The organism is Veillonella sp. Ser01 (assembly GCF_053850375.1).
In genome coordinates this window covers 49,555-69,322 of sequence record NZ_JBSPUA010000006.1, presented here as the reverse complement: position 1 = coordinate 69,322, position 19,768 = coordinate 49,555, and the positions used below count along the sequence as shown (strand labels likewise).

Here is a 19,768-nt window from a genome sequence, read left to right as displayed (position 1 = left end):
ACAACTTTTCGATAAATTTCAATATCTTTTATGAATTTATCATGAGAATTTCGAATTTTATCTATATGCAGTTGTTATATCTTTCAAATTCAAAAATACAATTATCTTTATAATATTAGGAATATTAAGGGGCTAATTATCAAAACTCATGATCTTCCCCTTTATTCTTTTAAGATATATCTTATATTTATCTTATCCTATCTTTAAAATTAAGCGAACAAAAGAAAGCGCCTACGTTTCCGTAGGCACTTTGTATAATACCTGTATTAAATTTTACAAAATATTATTCTATCTACCCTTATTACATAGCATGACATTTCTCACACATTAAATTCTATAGAATATGCTATACTGTTATTATATTTTGTAGAAATTACTATTGTATGTACAGTTATATAGAAGTATATATAGTTATAAGGAGCTATATAGGAGGAACCATGAGTAAAACAGCTTACATTGTACGTCATATTAACTTTGAAAATGCCGGTATTTTAGAGTCAGTCTTGGTGGAGCGAGGGTTTGAACTAACATATATTGAAGCGCCCCTTGCCAATTTTGAACACTATGATGCCAAAAAAGCTGATTTACTCATCGTCTGCGGTGCCCCGATTGGTGCTTATGATGAAAAACTGTATCCATTCTTAACAGAAGAAATCAAATTTATTACAGATCGTATTAATAGTAAAAAGCCATTACTAGGCATTTGTTTAGGTGCCCAACTCATATCTCGTATTATGGGTGGTCACGTAGGTCCGATGAAGCATGGTAAGAAAGAAATTGGCTTTAGTCCCATTGAGTATACTACTGAAGGCTCCTCCTCCCCATTAGCCTTGCTAGGCAATGTGCCGGTTCTTCACTGGCATGGCGATGAATTTGAAATTCCGAAAGGTGCCGTTAGACTTGCCAAAACAGAACTATGTCAAAATCAAGCATTCTCCGTAGACACTCACATTCTAGGCCTTCAATTCCATATGGAGGCTGATCCTGCATTCATTGAAAGTTGGCTTGTGGGCCATTGTGCAGAGCTTTCTAACGCAGGTATCGATATTCCTAAACTCAGAGAAGACGCTAAGCGTCTACGCCACGAATTACCAGCGGCAGGAAGAGCAGCATGTATTGCTTGGCTTGAACAAAACCATTTATAAATGTAAAAACCGCCTTAGTAATACTAAGGCGGTTTTTACTTGTTTCTTATATATATCCCTTACATATATACACGAAATCATGGATTTCGGGTCCGATAACACATTCCCCAATGTGTCATTTTTTCCACATTTCGTATTGTACATCAAACAAATTGAATAGGCAAGAAGTTTTTCATAAACTTTTCATAAATTACTCTATTTTTTTCAATATAGCTAGTAATCCTAAATAAAACTTTGTAGATTTTATCTATATAAAAGCTATATATCGAATAATTCAAACTTTAGATTTTATATGAAAATCCATCGCGTAAATGATATTCAAAATTAATATTTTGGATACTAATCAGTAAGATTAAACAATTTTATGCTGCCATGCACCTCGAACAAATCGGAAATAGGAACAACATAATCGTAAAGACTGATCAAAGCACAACGATAACCATGCGCCTAAAAGACCTAAGCCAAACGTAATACACAATAGATACGTAATAATAGGTCGTATAATAGCTACACTAATAAGGGAGTATTTCATAATATAATATGTATCCCCTGCCCCTTTTAGCACACCAGAATACACTTGCTGCAAAGCTTGTGGAAAAGCCGCTACGGCCATGATGCCCATTAAAGAACCAGAAAGAAGTACAACTTCACTTTCACGAGTATATAACTGCACCAAGAAACCACCAGGACCAATAAATATCAAGGCACTCACAAGACCCACGATTAGTCCAATGCGAGCACCAATTTTACCATAGACACGTGCAATATCAGGTCGTTTATGCCCGAGATTTTGCCCCGTATGAGAGGCTCCTGCAAAGCCAAGTCCCATGGCAAAATAATAGAATATATCCATCAAGTTCATACATACGTAATGTGCTGCCAATGGTACTGCACCTAAGGAAGCAACGATCATTGTGTACGTATACATACCAAATCGTTCAAAAAACTGTTCCCCTAATGAGCTACCACCTACGTGGAACATAGTGTGCAAAACGGTTCGTTCAAACTTCCACTTTGAAGGATGTCGCAAAGTTAGCCCTGTAGTAGTATGTTGTGAAATCGTACGCAGTAATAATATAGCAATAACAGCACTACTAATCATTGTCGAAACACCGGCGCCCATGACACCGAGTTCAGGAAAGAAACCAATACCATAAATCAAGAAGAAGTTCATTATAGTATTTAAAATATTACCTACTACATTGGACTTAAAAATAACCTTGGTATTGCCATAGCCAATAAGGGCAGCCCCTACAATTTGACTAAAAGATTGGAATATTAGACTAATGACAACAAAACGGCCATACCAGACAGCCGTTTCTATATAGCCGTCTTCGGCACCTGTAAAGCGTAAGATATGCTCTAAATTAAAGAAACATATTGTCAATAAAGGTGCATAAATCAAGAAATTCAATAGTATAGATTGCTTAAGAACGGCATTCATACCATCAACTTCACTTTCACCGTGGCGGCGAGCTATAATAGCCGTTACAGCAATCGACAAGGCACGACAGAATATGAGCATCACCATTTCAGGCTGCCCCATAATACCAACTGAGGCAAGTGCGGAGGCACCAAGTGCCCCTACCATGGCTAAATCAATAGCTGTCATAAACTGCAGCATCAAACCTTGTAATGTAGCAGGCCAAGCTATTTTCAAATAATTGCCATACATCTGCTTTGTTGTACCTACAGGACCTAATCGTTCTGTAGCGGGCAACATAGCATCAATGGACAACCATCGTTGTATGCGGTCTAACATAGTAACTCCTATTCATGCAAGATCGTATAAGATTGAGCTATCTATTTGCTCCAATATCTTCTGTATTATATCACAATTATATATGAAAAGTCATTCATATATAATAATTTTATTTAATAATCTATATCAAAATCACAAAAGAACCTCTTATAATATCTGAATATACCCTACTAGGTATTCCAACATATAAGAGGTTCTTTTAATTTTAGAAAATATTATATCAGTCTATTATTAAAGATTAATTATCAATTATTAACCTTTGGATGCCAACAATTGACTAACTGCTGCACGCAAGTCTTCTAAACCTTGTTTAGTTTCAGCTAGTTCTTGACGTTGACGCTCATTTTCAGCTTCCAACGTATTAAGACGAGCCGCTTGATCTGCGATAACAGTTTTTTGTTCACTATTTTCTTTTTTGAGACTAGATACTTCATCTTGCATTACATACACAGAGCTAATAGGGCCTGCTTTGTAACGATCAGGAATATTTTTCTTTTCTGGGCTAGAGCCAAATTTATGAGTTACACCTGCATTGACCATGTTGCGGTTCGCACCAAGAGATACACCAACGTTGAACATTGTATCTTCATTTGTATAATGTGCAAGACCTAAGGCCGCTGCTGTTTCACCGCGATAGTTACCAACACCAGCCATCACTTGAGTTGGTTCCAATGGGTCATATTGAATTGGTTTCAACGCTGCCATTGCGGCTGCATGCGCACCTACGCGTTGTACCTCACCTGCTACTTGACCAATAGCATCGCCGATTCTAGCATTAGATGCTTTCAACTGACTAACATTAACTGCATCAGTATCATCTGTACCAGGTGCAATACCTTTAAGTTGGTTATTACCATTATTAAGGCCATCCTTAGTCAAGGAAATAGTGCCTGCATTTGGATTATTAGGATTTGTACTACCTGGTGTAATTGTTATGCCATTACCATCTGTGACAGTTGTGTTACCTGCTGCATCTTTAAATGTAGCAGACTTCATATCCTTCAGTTCAGGATTTACTGCATAACTAATTGTTTTACCTGCTTGGCTAACCATCATATTATTGCCCGCTTTGAAAGTAACTGTTTCATCAGTTTTTACTTTTTCAGCTGTTGCAGTTGGAGTGCTGTTAATACCAGAGCCTTCTGTACCAATAGTTGCATTCCATCCAGCATTTTCAACGGCGGATTTAACTTGATCTTCCGTAGCAGCACGGCCAGATGCAATATTATTTGGATCCCAAGTTTTGTTAGTTAATCCTGTAACAACACCATCTTTGCCATTTACAGCAACAGGATTATTACCACCTGTAGTAATGATGCCATCTTTACCATCGATACCTACAGTACCAATTGTAGCCTTGCCACCCTTACCATCAAGAGCAATCTTATCGCCAGCTTTTACAGAACCATCTTTGCCATCGATAGCAACGGCATTAGCACCATCACCAGCCTTGATTGTACCATTTGTACCATCTACAGTAACTGCCTTAGTTGGATCTGTACCCAATGTAACCTTATCATTCAACTTGTTATCATAAATGATATGTCCATCAGCGGCAGTAGTTTTAGTCAATACAATATTACCTGTAGTACTACCAGCACTTTCACCACCATTAGCAGTCAATTCTGTTTTAGACGCCTTAGACTTAGCCTCTAATTGACGTACATTGACAGCATCTGTGTCATCTGTACCATCTGCAATGTTAGAAATCTTATTGCCACCATTATCGAGGCCATCCTTAGTTAAGGATACTGGATTTTTACCAGTTGCAGTAATGGTTACACCATCTTTAGTAAGAGCTGTGTTATTACCATTGCCATCATCGATAACTGTGCTATCTGCTGTAGAAGTATTTGTTTTTGTACCATCCGTAATCTTAGTGCCATCTGCAGTTGTTGCTGTAGACTTAGTACCATCTGCTACTGTATTACCAGCTGCAGTAGATGTATTGGTTTGAGTACCCGCAGTTTGTGTAATGGAATCACCATTGATAATCGTTGTGTTATTACCAGTACCATTGAAGCTAACAGAGTTCATGTTCACAAGGTCTTTATTCAAAGAATATGTGAAGTCACGCCCATTTTGGTTGATTGTGATATTTTCACCAGCAATCATAGTAACCTTTGCGTCTTTACCTACTTTTGCATCTGTTTTAGTACCAGTTTGTTTACCAGATGTAGCAGCATCTTTATCTGCTGTAATTTGCCATGTTTGGTTAGCTGCAGCATCAGCTACTACTTTCAATTGATCCTCGGTAGCAGCACGGCCAGAAACAGCATTGCCATCCCAAGTTGTATTCGCAAGACCTGTTACATGGTTATTTGTACCATCTACTGTGACGCCACCAATATTAGCAGCTTTACCTGTAATAGTACCAGTAGTGCCATCTAACGTTACCGCCTTATTACCACCTGTTGTAATTGTATTATTTACACCATCAATAGCTGCACTACCAATAGTAGCCTTACCAGCTGTACCATCAATAACAATGGCATTAGCGCCAGTACCAAATGTCAATGTATCATTAAGTTTTACATTGTAAATTGTATGACCATCTGCAGCCGTTGTAGACGTTAATTTTACATTGCCAGTTGTTGCGTTAGCCGCTTCATCATCATTAGCAGTAATTTCTGTTTTAGATGCTTTTTTAGCTGCATTAATCGCATCTGCTACATTCTTAGCTGTTGCCACACCATCTGTAGCAGGACCTGTAACAGTGCCATCTGTGCCAGCTGTAATAGCCGCTGTTTTTACATCATATTTAACAACGCCTGCATCATCGATAGTAGCAGTTGTTAACGTACCATCTTTAAAGTTCAATCCATCAGCCAAGGATACTTGTTTAGCTGTACCATCATTTGCTTTATAAGACAATTTAGTCTTCGTAGCAACTTTAGCGCCATCAATAGTTACCTTGTAGTCCTTAGTTGTGCCATCTGCACTTGGTGTTCCTGTAACAGTCAACGGATTATCTGCATCAGTTGTATCAGTACTTACTGTAACTGCACTTACCGCAGATTTCTTAACCTCTGCTTCAGATACTTTTACAGTTAAGTTTTTACCATCTGCATCAGTTGTTACGTATTTACCATCGCCTTTGATGCCCAATGTATCATCTTTAAGATTTACTACACCAGCAGATGTATTAGTATCGCCAGCAAATTTCAAGTTAATAGCATCAGTGCTTGCTTTAGCAGCCTTGTTGATAGCATCTGCTACATTTTTAGCTGTTGCTAAGCCATCATCACCTGTTACAGATGCGGCACCTGTAGTGGCATTACTATCGATAGTAGCACGTTTTGTAGACACCTCTACAGTATCACCATTCATCTTCGTAGAAATGAAATCACCAGTAGCACCTTTTACATTGAATGCTACATCACCATCTTTTAAAGATTGGCTAGATGTAGTACCACTATCTGCACCAAGGGACACTTTACGGCTCACAGCCGCTGCAGCGTCATTGATCTTGGTCTTAGTATCATCGTTAATATCAAATGTTACTTTACCATCATTATCTACAGTAGCTTTTGTCATTGTGCCATCTACAAAGTCTAAACCTTTGGATAATTTAACTGTTTTAGCATCTGCATCAGCAGCTGTATTAGCACGGTATGTTAACGTTTGGCTTGCTACAGTATCTTTCAACTGTTTTACATTTACCGCATCAGTATCATCTGTACCTTCAGCAACCTCTTTAATTTTGTTGCCACCAGCATTGATTTCATCAAGGGTAAATTGGATTGTTTTACCCGCTGCACTTTGGAATGCCATGCCTTGAGCACTACCTTCAGCATTATTGCCATCTTCATCACTAAACATGAGATATTTAGACGTAAGACCACTACTATTAGGACCTGCTTGAACTGATACAGTATCTAAACCAATATACGTTTGGGCCTCATTAGCACCAGTTGCACCATTCGTAAATCGCAATCGATCACTATCAATAGCAGATCCAGCACCTACATTATCTTTAAACTCAGCTCTATAGGCGTTGATGATACCAGTACTACCATCTAGGGAAATTGTTTCCCCTCTTGGATTAGTAAGAGATATGGAGCTCAAATCTTTAAGATTTTTATTTAACTTAACAGAAATGTTTTTATCATCACGATCAGTAGTAATATTGTTATCACCAGTAAAGTCTACAGTATCACCACCAGCTACTGTAGTCGGTGTATCACCATTAGCAGATAGTTTCCATGCTGCACCGTCTTTAGCTTGGTTAGCAGCCTTATTAATCGCGTCGGCTACGTTCTTAGCAGTTGCTAAGCCATCATCACCTGTAACAGAAGCGGTACCTGCAGCATCACTGTTGATAGTGGAACGTTTTGTAGAAACTTCTACAGTGTCGCCATTCATTTTCGTAGAAATGAAATCACCAGTAGCACCTTTTATATTGAATGTTACATCACCGTCTTTTAAGGATTGGCTAGATGCTGTACCACTATCTGCACCAAGAGAAATATTACGAGCTACTGCATCAGAAGAATTGTCCACTTTAGTTTTAGTATCTGTATCTAAACCAACAGTAACAGTTTGACCATTTACAGTGGCTGTCACACCATTAGCACCAGCTACATTAAGTTTTTGGTTTTTAAGATCAATAGTACCGTTATTTGTACCATCTGTAATATTTAAGTTTTGAGACAAGTTAGCAACAGCTTGCTTTACATCACCAATATTTGCTGCATTAGTATCAGTTGTACCGCCACTAGCAACATTAGTGATTGTCTTGTTCCCACCGTTGATACCGTCAGTTTTATCAATGGAGATACCGCCTACAGTTACTTTATCTGTTGTAATGCCAGTACCTGTAATAGCAGTCGTACCATTTGTTAAACCAGATGTGTTCATTACTGTGTTACCAGCAGTAATAGAATCTACTGTAAGATCTTTCTTTGTGGCTACAGTAATTTTCTTTTTATCTGTGCCATCTTGAGTGATTAAAATATTATCGCCATTGATAAGATCTACTGTGTCCCCACCTTGAACAGATGTTTTATCTGTTGTGCTGGAATTTGTTGTAAGATTCCATGCCGCACCAGCTTTAGCTGCATCAGCTGCTTTATTAATAGCATCGGCTACATTTTTAGATGTTGCTAAGCCATCATCGCCTGTTACAGATGCTGCGCCTGTATTAGCATCACTAGTAATTGCCGCACGTTTAGTGGAAATTTCAACAGTGTTACCATTCATCTTCGTAGATACTAAGTCACCTGTCGCACCTTTCACATTGAATGCCACATCACCATCTTTTAAGGATTGGCTAGATGCTGTGCCGCTATCTGCACCAAGAGAGATGTTACGAGCTACTGCTGTGGACGCATTATCTACTTTAGTTTTTGTAGTTGCATCAAGACCTACTGTAACAGTTTGGCCATTTACAGTTGTAGTTACACCATTCGTTCCGGAAATAGTAAGTTTTTGATTTTTAAGATTTACAGTACCATCTGTAGCACCATCAGAAACAGTAAGATTTTGAGACAAGCCATCTACAGCTTTATTTATAGAATCTGCTACATTTTTAGCAGTCGCTAAACCATCTGTAGGGCTATTTACTTTAGCTTTACCATCAGCGTCATTAGTAATAGTTTCTGTGGCAGTAGAAATAGTTACAGTACCATTTGTACCTACAGTTGCTTTTGTAAAAGTACCATCTGTAAAGTTTAAACCATTTGCCAAGGACACTTTGTTTGCATTAGCACCATTAGCTTTGTATGTTAATTGTGTTTGATTAGCTAATTTTGTTGTATCAATACCAATTGCATAGTCCTTAGTATTTGTACCTGCTGTTGGTGTAATTGTAATAGGATTATCTGTTGTATTAGCCTTGCTAACAGTTACTGCGCCTACAGCTAAATCTTTTACTTTAGCAGAATCAACAGCTACTTGTACACCTGTAGCAGAAGCCTTAGTAGTAACTAAATCGCCATCACCAGCCACTTTAAAGGTTGCATCACCGTCTTTAAGATACTTAAGACCTGTAGATCCTGTATCACCTGTTAAACCAATACCTTTAGTCGTAGCATTTACCGTATTATTGTCTAAACCAACAACAAGACTACCATTATTTGTACCAACTAAATCAGTTCTAATACCATTAGCACCGATTACTTTAAGTGGACTTTCACTAAGCTTAACAGTACCCGTTTTAGAATTTGTATCTAGTTTTAATGTAACAGCATCTACAGCATTCTTTACATCTGTAATGTTCGCTGCATTAGTACCTATATTACCACCGCTAGAAACGTTGGTAATTTGCTGTCCCCCTGCACTAATAGCATCGGTACCAAACTTAACAGTTTTCGTAGCAGTTTTTGCAGTTAAACCATCACGAGTTATGGTCACATTATTACTACCAGTAGTCGGACCAATTTGAAGCGTTGTATTACTCAATACATTATCGCCGGCTTTAAATGAATCGCCAGTAAAGTTTCTACCTTTTACAGAACCATTTGTACCATCTAGAGTAATTTGATTGCCACCAGAAGAAACCGTAACGGAATTATTTGCTTTCACAGTATCTACAGTAATCGCCTTATTCAAAGAAGTAGTAATTTTTTTGCCACTACGAGTTACTGTAATATTATTGTCCCCACCAAAGATTACAGTATCTGATTTATTGATTACTTCAGGAGCACTAGAATCCCTGTCTGCCGCTAATTTCCAATGATATGCATTGGCAGAAATAGCTTTATTGATAGCATCTGCTACATTTCTAGAATCAGCCATGCCTGCAGCATTTGCAGAAGCTTGACCATTTGTGACATCAATATTTTGTGTTTTACCAGAAATTGTAAGGTTCTGACCGTTGGCAGATGTTGTAATATATGTATTATCGCCCTTAAGGCCTAATGTGCTCTTTGCAATATTCACATTGCCAGTATTTACATTACCAGAGAATGCAAGGTTAACACTCTTTAATTGGGCTACGTTAACTGCATCTGTATCTCTTGTACCTGCTGCAAGGCCTGTAAGTTGACGTGTTACAGTACTACCATTACCAATAGAAACGGCACCTGTTGTACTAGTAAGTACATTGCCATTCAAACCAGAATAAACATCTGTACGGTTTGTATTAGGATTATAACCCTTATTAGCAGTACCGCCTGCTACATCAGCAACGGAATCACGCCCTAAGGCAACACCACCATCAACGGTAACGCTAGAATCAGGACCAATAGCAACAGATTTAACTGCACTTGCATTAGCTCTAGTACCAATAGCAATAGAATGTTGAGATGTGGAATTAACACGACTACCTATGGCAATTGATTCTAAACCATTAGCTGTCGTAGCAGAGCCGATTGCAAGAGCTCTATTGCCTGTAGCTTTCGTTGGCGTAGATCCATATGAACCAATGGCAATAGTTCCATCATCATTGGCTGTAGCACTAGCACCTAACGCCACAGAGTTAGCACCTTTAGCAGTTACATTCATACCAGTAGCAACACTGTTAAAGGCAATCGACTGAGCAGCTTGACCAACTGCGACACCGCCTAACGCAGCCGTAGTTCCATTAGTACCAACAGCAACACCATTTTTACCAGATGCAGAAGATTTATGACCTACTGCAAGGGAGCTTTCACCCTTAGCATTCGTTTCCATACCTACTGCAGTCGCTAAAGAACCTGTCGCATTAGACAAGATACCAAATACAGAAGCAGACGGATTTGTAGCCGTATTTTTTCTACCTACTGCTACAGCACCTTCACCGGTAGCTTTAGATTCAGAGCCTACTGCAACAGAATTAGATGTTTTAGCATTTGTTTTATAACCAATACTAACAGCACCACTTTGTTCAGCCTTAGCAGCAGTACCAATAGCTACGCTATAACCACCAGAAGCAACAGCGTAGTCATCAAATCGATCAGATGATGCACCACCGATTGCAACGTCGCCACCATTAGTTGCTTGTGCATAAGTACCACCTGCAAAAGCACCAAAACCAGTTGCTCTTGTAGAACTTCCTATAGCCGTACCTCGAACAGAAGATTTTGCATCAAGACCTAATGATACGCCACCTCTACCAGGAGCTTTAGCGCCTGCACCAATAGCAACTGCTGGTTGGGCGGGATCAGCGTATTGTGATGTAGCTAATGCTTGATACCCAATAGCAATAGATTGATGACTATTAGACTCGGCAAGATAACCAATAGAAACACCATTTGTCATACCATTTGCAGCTTTACCTCCACCTAAAGTTAAAGTAGACTCATCGGCAGACACATCCGCAACTACACCTGCTTGCATCGCCAAGGCAGCCAAGATACTTGCTACTACAATTTTCTTTTTCCCTGTTTTATTTTTTGCCATTTCAGATACTACAACATAGCACTGTTTGGACTTAGACCAAATGACTTTAAATATCTTATTCATACATTTTCCTTCTTTAAATTACTAACCCTCAACTATATGAATCATATGTTCCACACTTCTCTCAGTCTGGAAATAATGAAAGCTACACAGACTTTCATTTATAAAACCTATTTTTAATTTTACCATAATTCATCTAATTTTCTCAATTTAAAAATATATTTTTTGGATATTTACTATTATCTCAATTATGCATAGAGTATGCTTAAACACGCAGTATCATCATAATTCATTTATAATTCACCTTAATAAATTGCATATTATATGAATTTTTATGCTCCTAATTGAGAATGAAAAGAATATTAGATTTCATTACAAAATTAATCACCGTCTAAAAATATTCATAAATTATTCCTTATATACAGTTTTATCGATAATTTTATTAATCATTAAATTAGAATTTTCAGGCTATTTTATTTTACAGATATAGCTTTAATAAACTATTTTTATTTTTGTACTAAAAAGAGCCCCCTCTTTCGAGGAAGGCTCTTTCTAATTTTACATATCCATTCACGGGATATACATAGTTCTAACTATATGTACAATATGATTATGCTTTATTTGCCAACAATTGGTTAACTGCTGCTTTCAACGCATCAATTTCAGATTGTTGTTGTTCAAGCTTGGATTTGTACTCTTCATTTTGGGAACGCAAGTGACTTACTTCATCTTGCATTACGTAGATAGAGCTGATAGGACCAGCTTTATAACGTTCTGGAATCGCATCTTTTCTATCACGGCTACCACCGAATTTGTGAGTTACACCAGCATTAATCATGTTATGGCTAGAACCAAGTGTAACACCAATATTGAACATAGTATCTTCAGTTTTGTAATGGGCAAGACCAATTGCACCAGCTGTTTCACCACGGTAGTTACCAATACCAGCCATGATTTGTGTTGGTTCCAATGGATCGTATTGGATTGGTTTCAACGCTGCCATAGCTGCCGCATGAGCACCAACACGTTGTGTTTCAACGCCTACATTGTTAATAGCTTGTTGTAAACCAGCTTTAGTTTCTTTCAATTGGCTTACGTTTACTGCATCTGTATCAGCTGTACCAGGTGCTACGCCATGAATTTGGTTGCCACCATTGTTCAAGCCATCTACAGTAAGGGATACAGGGCTAGCTGCAGAGTTTGCAGGATTGATAGTCATGCCTGCACCATTAACTGTTGTAGCGTTACCAGCTGCATCTTTTACAGTTGTACCAGCAGGAGTGATCTTAGTGGATGGACCATTTTCATCGCCTACAGTTACACTGTTAAGACCTTTCACGTCTTTAGCTAGGCTATATGTGAAAGTAGTACCGTCTTGTTTAACCTCAAGATTATCACCGGCTTGGAATTTAACAGTATCGCCGCCTTGTACTTTTTCAACAGTACCGCCAGCTGCAGTTACATTCCATGCAGATAGATCTTTAACTTGTTGTTTACCAGCAGGTGTTAAGTTGCTCAAGTCTTGGTTTGCTGCATTATCGATTTTAGCTTTTGTTGCATCATCGATTTTAACAGTTACATCTTCACCATTAGCTACCGTTGTTAAGCCGTTTTCGCCTTTGATGTTAAATTTCACATCGCCTGTGCTCAAGGATTTTTCATCAGTAGAACCAGTGTTACCACCTAAGGAAATCTTACGACCGATTGCTTCTGTGTTTTTATCGATTTGAGCTTTGTTTGCTGCAATATTTGCTTTATTTGTTGCAATATCACCAGCATTTTTATTGATAGCGTCTTTGTTAGCAGCAATATTTCCTTTATTTGCTGCTACTTGATCATCAACTGCTTTCAATTGATCTTCAGTTGCTGCACGACCAGATACAGGTTGTGTTTGACCTGGAACCCAAGTTGTATTAGTTAAACCAGTTACTTGAGGAGTTTCTACACCATTTGTAGCCTTAACTTTTGGAGCTGTAATAGTGTCGTTAGCAGTTACAGTATCAAATGTTACATCTTTCTTAGTAGCAATTGTGAAGTCTTTACCATTTTGAGTAATGGAGATGTTATCGCCATTGATAAACTTAACTGTATCGCCACCTTGAACTTTTTCTGCAGTACCATCGTTAGCTACTACATTCCAAGCTGCTAAATCTTTAACTTGTTGTTTACCAGCATCTGTTAAGTTGCTCAAATCAGTGTTTGCTGCATTATTGATTTTATTTGCAGTAGCATCATCTAACTTAACAGTTACATCGTCGCCATTAGCTTCAGTAACGATACCATTTTGACCTTTAATATTGAATTTCACATCGCCTGTGCTCAAGGATTTTTCATCAGTAGAACCTGTGTCACCACCTAAGGAAATCTTACGACCAATTGCTTCTGTGTTTTTATCGATTTGAGCTTTGTTTGCTGCAATATTATCTTTGTTTGTTTTAATATCGCCAGCATTTTTAGTGATGTTAGCTTTGTTTGCTGCTACTTGATCATCAACTGCTTTCAATTGATCTTCAGTTGCTGCACGACCAGATACAGGTTGTGTTTGACCTGGAACCCAAGTTGTATTAGTTAAACCAGTTACTTGAGGAGTTTCTACACCATTTGTAGCCTTAACTTTTGGAGCTGTAATTGTGTCATTTGCAGTTACAGTATCGAAAGTAACATCTTTCTTAGTAGCAACTGTGAAGTCTTTACCATTTTGTGTAATTTCAATGTTATCGCCATTGATAAACTTAACTGTATCGCCACCTTGAACTTTTTCTGCAGTGCCATTATTAGCTACTACATTCCAAGCTGCCAAATCTTTAACTTGTTGCTCACCAGCTGGAGTCAAGTTGCTCAAATCTTGGTTTGCAGCATTGTTGATTTTATCTTTTGTAGCATCGTCCAATTTAACAGTTACATCTACTCCATTAGCTGCAGTAGTAATGCCATTTTCACCTTTAATATTGAACTTCACATCACCTGTGCTCAAAGATTTTTCAGCTGTGGAACCAGTGTCGCCATCTAAGGAGATTTTACGAGCGATTGCTGTTGTATTTTTGTCGATATTATCTTTATTTGCTGCTACTTGGTCATCAACTTTTTTCAACTGATCTTCAGTTGCTGCACGACCAGATACAGGTGTTGTTTGGCCTGGAACCCAATCTGTATTAGTCAAGCCAGTAACTTGAGGAGTTTCAACACCAGTTGTAGCTTTTACTTTAGGTGCTGTAATTGTTTGGTTTGCAGTTACACTATCGAATGTTACATCTTTTTTAGTGGAAATTGTGAAATCTTTACCCGCTTGTGTAATTTCGATATTATCACCATTGATGAATTTAACTGTGTCGCCGCCTTTAACATCTTCAGCAGTACCACTGTTAGCAACTACTTTCCAAGCAGCTAAATCTTTAACCTTTTGCTCACCTGCAGGATTCAAATTGCTCAAATCTTTGTCAGCAGCGTTATCGATTTTATTTTTAGTATCTGTATCAAGCTGAACAGTTACATCTTCACCAGCTGCTACTGTAGTAAGACCATTAGCGCCTTTAACATTGAATTTTACATCGCCAGTGCTCAAGGATTTTTCCCTTGTGGAGCCAGTGTTACCACCTAAGGAAATTTTACGAGCAATAGCAGCTTTGTTAGCTTCTGCTTTATCATCTGTTTTCTTCAATTGAGATACATTGACAGCATCTTTATCATCTACGCCATCAGCTACGTTAGTAACTTTCATGTCGCCTGCATTGATACCTTTATCGCCATCAATTTTAACGGTTGGATTGCCTGCAGCATTGTTGAAAGATGCACTGTTCAAGCCAGTAAGATTTTTCTTCAAGGATACAGAAATATTTTTATTGTTTCTAGCAACCGTAATATTGTCGTCGCCAGAGAAATCTACAGTGTTACCTTTTTCAATTGCTTCTGGTGTTGCTTCACCATTAGCGGAAAGATTCCATCCGTATTTATTTTGATCGATAGCCTTATTAATTGCATCAGCCACGTTAGCAGAATCTGCCATACCTGGAGTTGCTGCAGCTGTACCATTTGTAACAGTAATATCTTGTTTTTTACCAGCAATTGTAATTTTCTTACCATTAGCTGTAGTTGTAATATATGTATCGTCACCATTTACAGCTAATTTACTGTTAGCAAGGTTTACGTCACCAGAACCAGTGTCGCCTGTGAAAGCAAGGTTTACACTCTTCAATTGTGCTACGTTGACTGCATCTGTATCAGCCGTACCAGCAGCTACATAGTTAATTTGACGAGTTTGACCTGTTGTACCAACAGCAACGCCACCCAATGTAGATGTTAACGTTGCACCAGTTAAGTTAGCATAAGTATCAGTACGACCAGTATTAGCATTATAACCTGCTACACCTGCCGCAGTACTAGCAACAGACTTAGAACCTATTGCAACACCATCAGCAGTTGTAGCACTAGCACCATCACCAATAGCAATCGATTTAACTGCACTTGCGTTAGATCTAGTACCGATAGCAATACCATCATTCTCTGATACTGAGCTTTTTCTACCAATAGCAATACTGTTATCTGCAGTGGAAGAGCTTTCTCCGCCAATAGCAATACTATAATCTTTAGTTGCATTGGCTAACATACCGATACCAACACCTGCAGTTCCAGCGGCCTTTGCCCTAGATCCCAATGCAGTAGAGGATGCACCAGATGCAGCAGTACCATGACCAATTGCAGTAGATTCAATATTGGAAGCTATCGCATCAGCCCCCAAAGCACTGGCATTGCCATCTGTTGCCTTAGCACCATGACCAACTGCCACAGTATCATCCTCGGACGCAATGGAGTTAGCACCTACCGCTGTAGCATTTGCCGATTTAGCTTGTGCTGATAACCCCAATGCAACTGTAGATCGACCTGTTGCATTAGCACCATCACCAATAGCTACAGAGCTTGTTGCAGCCGTATCTGTAGATGCATTAGGACCAATAGCAATAGAGTTATTAGCTTTTGCACCAGTGTTGTCTTTATTTGGAACATCAGTAGAGTTAATAGACACATATTTAAGTGCAATTTGATCCGCGATAGCAGCTAACTGAGAACCATTGATCGCGTCTGTAGAAGTAGCACTTACTTCACCAGGAGCTACATTTTTCAACTGACGTTCGAAACCTTCCGCACCGAAGGAAACAATATCACCTTCTAATGTTGAGTTACCACCAGACCACGTTGCAGTAACACCTGTTGGCAATGTATAGCCAGTTTGTTTAGTACCTGGCTTATCTGTAGTAGAACCACCACCTAAAGCGACAGAGTTATCACGATTTGCTTTCGCACCTGTACCAATAGCGATGGCATTTGTTACAGATGTATTATCTGCACCACTTGTATTTACGCCATTTAAAGCGCCGGCGATACGGTTTTTAGAATCAGCGCCAGTACCAATAGCAATACCAGCATTACCAGATTGCCCTTTAGTCCCTACTGTGATACCGATATGGTCTGCTGTAGCATTATTATAATCACGCCACTTAATTTCATACCCTGTTAAAGCTTTAACAGCATCAGAAACAGTAGCGACAGCAGGTCTACCTGTTGTAATATCAGTATAAACTGCTCTAGTAGACGTCATTCTATCAGCATCGTCACCGCCAATAACAATAGATGAGTGACCAAAGGCTTTAGTATTACCACCAATAGCAATAGCTTGGTCTCCTATAACGGTAGCCCCTTGCCCCGGTAATGCACCACCACCAATGGCAATACCTTGTGAAAATGAAGTACCAGCTTCGTTTACCGTCGCACTAGTACCAATAGCAATCGCAGTACCACCATTTGCAATTGAATTTTTACCTACAGCAACACTTGGTGTATTACCATATAGACCTTTTGAATAAGCATTTTGACCAATAGCAACCCCACCACCAGCAGTCTCTGTTTTTGCAGCAGTACCAATTACAACAACATCACTATTAGGAGCTTTTACATTTGTACCTAAAGCAACTGCATTTACACCTGTAACACTAGCACTGTTACCTAAACCGACTGCATTGGCACCTGTAACAGTAGCACTATCACCAAAAGCTACAGATGCACCACCAGTAGATGTAGGCACCTCGTTTACAGCCAATGCTACATTAGCATTAGTCATAGCTAATGCTGCAAAGATACCAGCCACAACAATTTTCTTTTTACCGCTATTGTTCTTAGCGAATTCAGATACTACTACGTAGCAATTTTTGGATTTGTTCCAAACTACTTTAAAGATTTTGTTCATTGTTTTCTCCTTTAAACTACTATAAATCTTTCAAACTTCTATATAACAAGTAATTTCAATTCAAGTTTTTCGATATAGCGAGTATACCAAATTTTTCGATATGCTTGCAACCCCTTTTCACCAATATTTCATTTTTGGAATAGCTATTGCAAATTCAGCAACAACGTGATTTCTTTAACCCACTTATAAAATAAAACCTAATAATTGGGGTGATTTTATACCATAATTTAGAAGAGAAGATGAATTTAAACTCACATTTTAACTTTTCCCATATAAATATAATTGATAAATTATAAAAATAATGATCAAAATGCCTTATATATCTACACTCTAATAACTCCACCTGTTTTACAGTACTATATTTCATTAAATTTTTATAAATTAGCATTTCAGTCAAATTGAGATAAATTGACAGCCCAAAACAAAAATAACGTCTAAAGAATAATCTCTTTAGACGTTATTTTTTATATGACATTATTTAATTTAAATACATAAGCACTTTGTTCATGTGCTAATTTGATACGTTTCTTTAAACGTCCCATATACGCTCGGTATATATCTTGCGCTTCATCAATAGACACGATATTAAAATTAATACCATCCCCTACCGGCAATTGGCTAAGCCGCGGTAGGTCTGCGGTAATGATAGTGCCTATTTTTGTATAGCCCCCTGTTGTTTGGCGATCTGCCATGAGGACAATGGGATGTCCATTCGATGGCACTTGGATAGAGCCAAATACGGCACCATCAGAAATAATATCTGCACTATCTACGTGTTCAATTTCAGGACCATCTAAGCGGAAGCCCATACGGTCACATTCTACAGTCAGTGTATAGATGTTATCACTAAAGGTCTTGATTCCCTTCTCGGTGAAATGTTTTGCCTGATCACCTAATACAACGCGTAATGGTTCATGACATTCACGGCCCCCACGGTTATATAAGGCAGTATTGAATAGAGTGTGCCCTTCACCACGGTAATCGCAAACATGCACTTCATCTCTGGTGAACGCTTTGATGCCAAGTTCATCGCTCTTTTGTAATGGTCGCCCCTCAAGGCCTCCAATTTTCGCCTTTGTATGGGTCGATACACTGCCGTTGATGCTTGGCACGTCGATACCTCCAGAGAAAGAAATGTACATGCGCACGCCACATTGGCTAAAACCGCCGGAAATGACATCGCCGTCGTGACATACAAATGGAATATATCTCGGTACTCGTACACTATTGATAGTTGGTTCCATGTCAGCTCCTGTGAAAGCAACGATACATGTGCCTTTCACGGTGAGTGTCGGCGGCAACAATGTGCACTCTAAAGCACCTGCCATTTCTACATTACCTACCAGCGCTTGCCCCAAGAGATAGCTTTCACTATCCATAGGACCTGCTACAGGCATACCATATTGTTGGAACCCAACGCGTCCTTCATCTTGAATGGTAGTGTACATGCCAGGTGCATTTACGTAGATAGATGCTGATTTGAATTCATTAATAGCCACGCAACTCACCTACCTCTACTTCATACATGGACGGCGCATAGTCCGCCCCCAATGCTTTAATACGATTATATTCCGCTTCATCTATGGGCACATAACGCACATAGTCACCGGCACTCAATAGCGCCGCTTGTTCCTTAGATATATCATACATGGTTACCGGTGTACGGCCAATGATTTGCCAGCCCCCTGGAGAGTCGGATGGATACGTGCCAGTCTGAGCTCCCGCAATACCTACAGAACCTGCAGGTATCAATGTTCTTGGTGAGGACAAACGAGGTGTTACAATGCGTGGATCCATGCCGCCCAAATAGGTAAACCCAGGAATAAAGCCAAGCATATATACCAAGTAATCAGTACCACTATGAATGGCTACAACCTCATCTTCAGTTAGATTATTATGAGAGGCTACAAAACCAAGGTCTGGACCAAACTCACTACCGTATACGGTAGGAATTTCCACGACGGTAACAAATTCATTAGTATTATCTGTTACAGTCTGCTCCAATGTAGGCTCAATGATGTTACACAATTCTGCATAGGAGTATAACATAGCATCATATTGCAAAAGCAATGCACAATAGGTAGGTACTAATTCAATAATCCCCTCTAGATTTAGCTCTTGAATTCGCTCTATCGTTTGACGAATATGTCGATTAATCTTTGGATCGATGACTTGACCAAAATCAATAGAGATAGCGCAATCCCCTACAGGTGAAATTATAGGTTTCATAGGTATCTCCTTCCTAAAACCAGAAAGAACCATTACCTTCAAACGAAAATAATGGTACTTTCACAACTATCA

The 19,768-nt window shown here is 38.9% G+C and carries 6 protein-coding genes; 1 reads left to right on the top strand and 5 read right to left on the bottom strand.

Annotated elements, in window-relative coordinates:
• The first annotated feature begins 437 nt into the window (after positions 1–437).
• Positions 438–1,145, top strand: a complete 708-nt coding sequence (locus ACWTVK_RS08830; RefSeq protein WP_456046587.1) for a glutamine amidotransferase — start codon at positions 438–440, stop codon at positions 1,143–1,145.
• Between the two features lie 352 nt (positions 1,146–1,497).
• On the opposite strand, the gene ACWTVK_RS08825 is transcribed toward ACWTVK_RS08830, so the two are convergent.
• The 5 genes from ACWTVK_RS08825 to pxpB form a co-directional block, all read right to left on the bottom strand.
• Entirely contained in the window at positions 1,498–2,907 is a 1,410-nt protein-coding gene (locus tag ACWTVK_RS08825) for an MATE family efflux transporter (protein WP_456046586.1), read from the bottom strand.
• 252 nt (positions 2,908–3,159) lie between these two features.
• Positions 3,160–11,292 carry an ESPR-type extended signal peptide-containing protein gene (locus ACWTVK_RS08820; RefSeq protein WP_456046585.1) on the bottom strand — a complete coding sequence of 2,711 codons (8,133 nt, stop codon included), beginning with the start codon at positions 11,290–11,292 and terminating at the stop codon, positions 3,160–3,162.
• A gap of 547 nt (positions 11,293–11,839) precedes the next feature.
• Positions 11,840–17,467, bottom strand: a complete 5,628-nt coding sequence (locus tag ACWTVK_RS08815; RefSeq protein WP_456046584.1) for an ESPR-type extended signal peptide-containing protein — start codon at positions 17,465–17,467, stop codon at positions 11,840–11,842.
• A gap of 464 nt (positions 17,468–17,931) precedes the next feature.
• Complete coding sequence (locus ACWTVK_RS08810) at positions 17,932–18,966, bottom strand: 5-oxoprolinase subunit C family protein (protein ID WP_456046583.1); 1,035 nt, start codon at positions 18,964–18,966, stop codon at positions 17,932–17,934.
• Complete coding sequence (gene pxpB, locus ACWTVK_RS08805; protein ID WP_456046582.1) at positions 18,956–19,696, bottom strand: 5-oxoprolinase subunit PxpB; 741 nt, start codon at positions 19,694–19,696, stop codon at positions 18,956–18,958. Before pxpB ends, ACWTVK_RS08810 begins: the two co-directional genes overlap by 11 nt.
• Positions 19,697–19,768 lie beyond the last annotated feature (72 nt).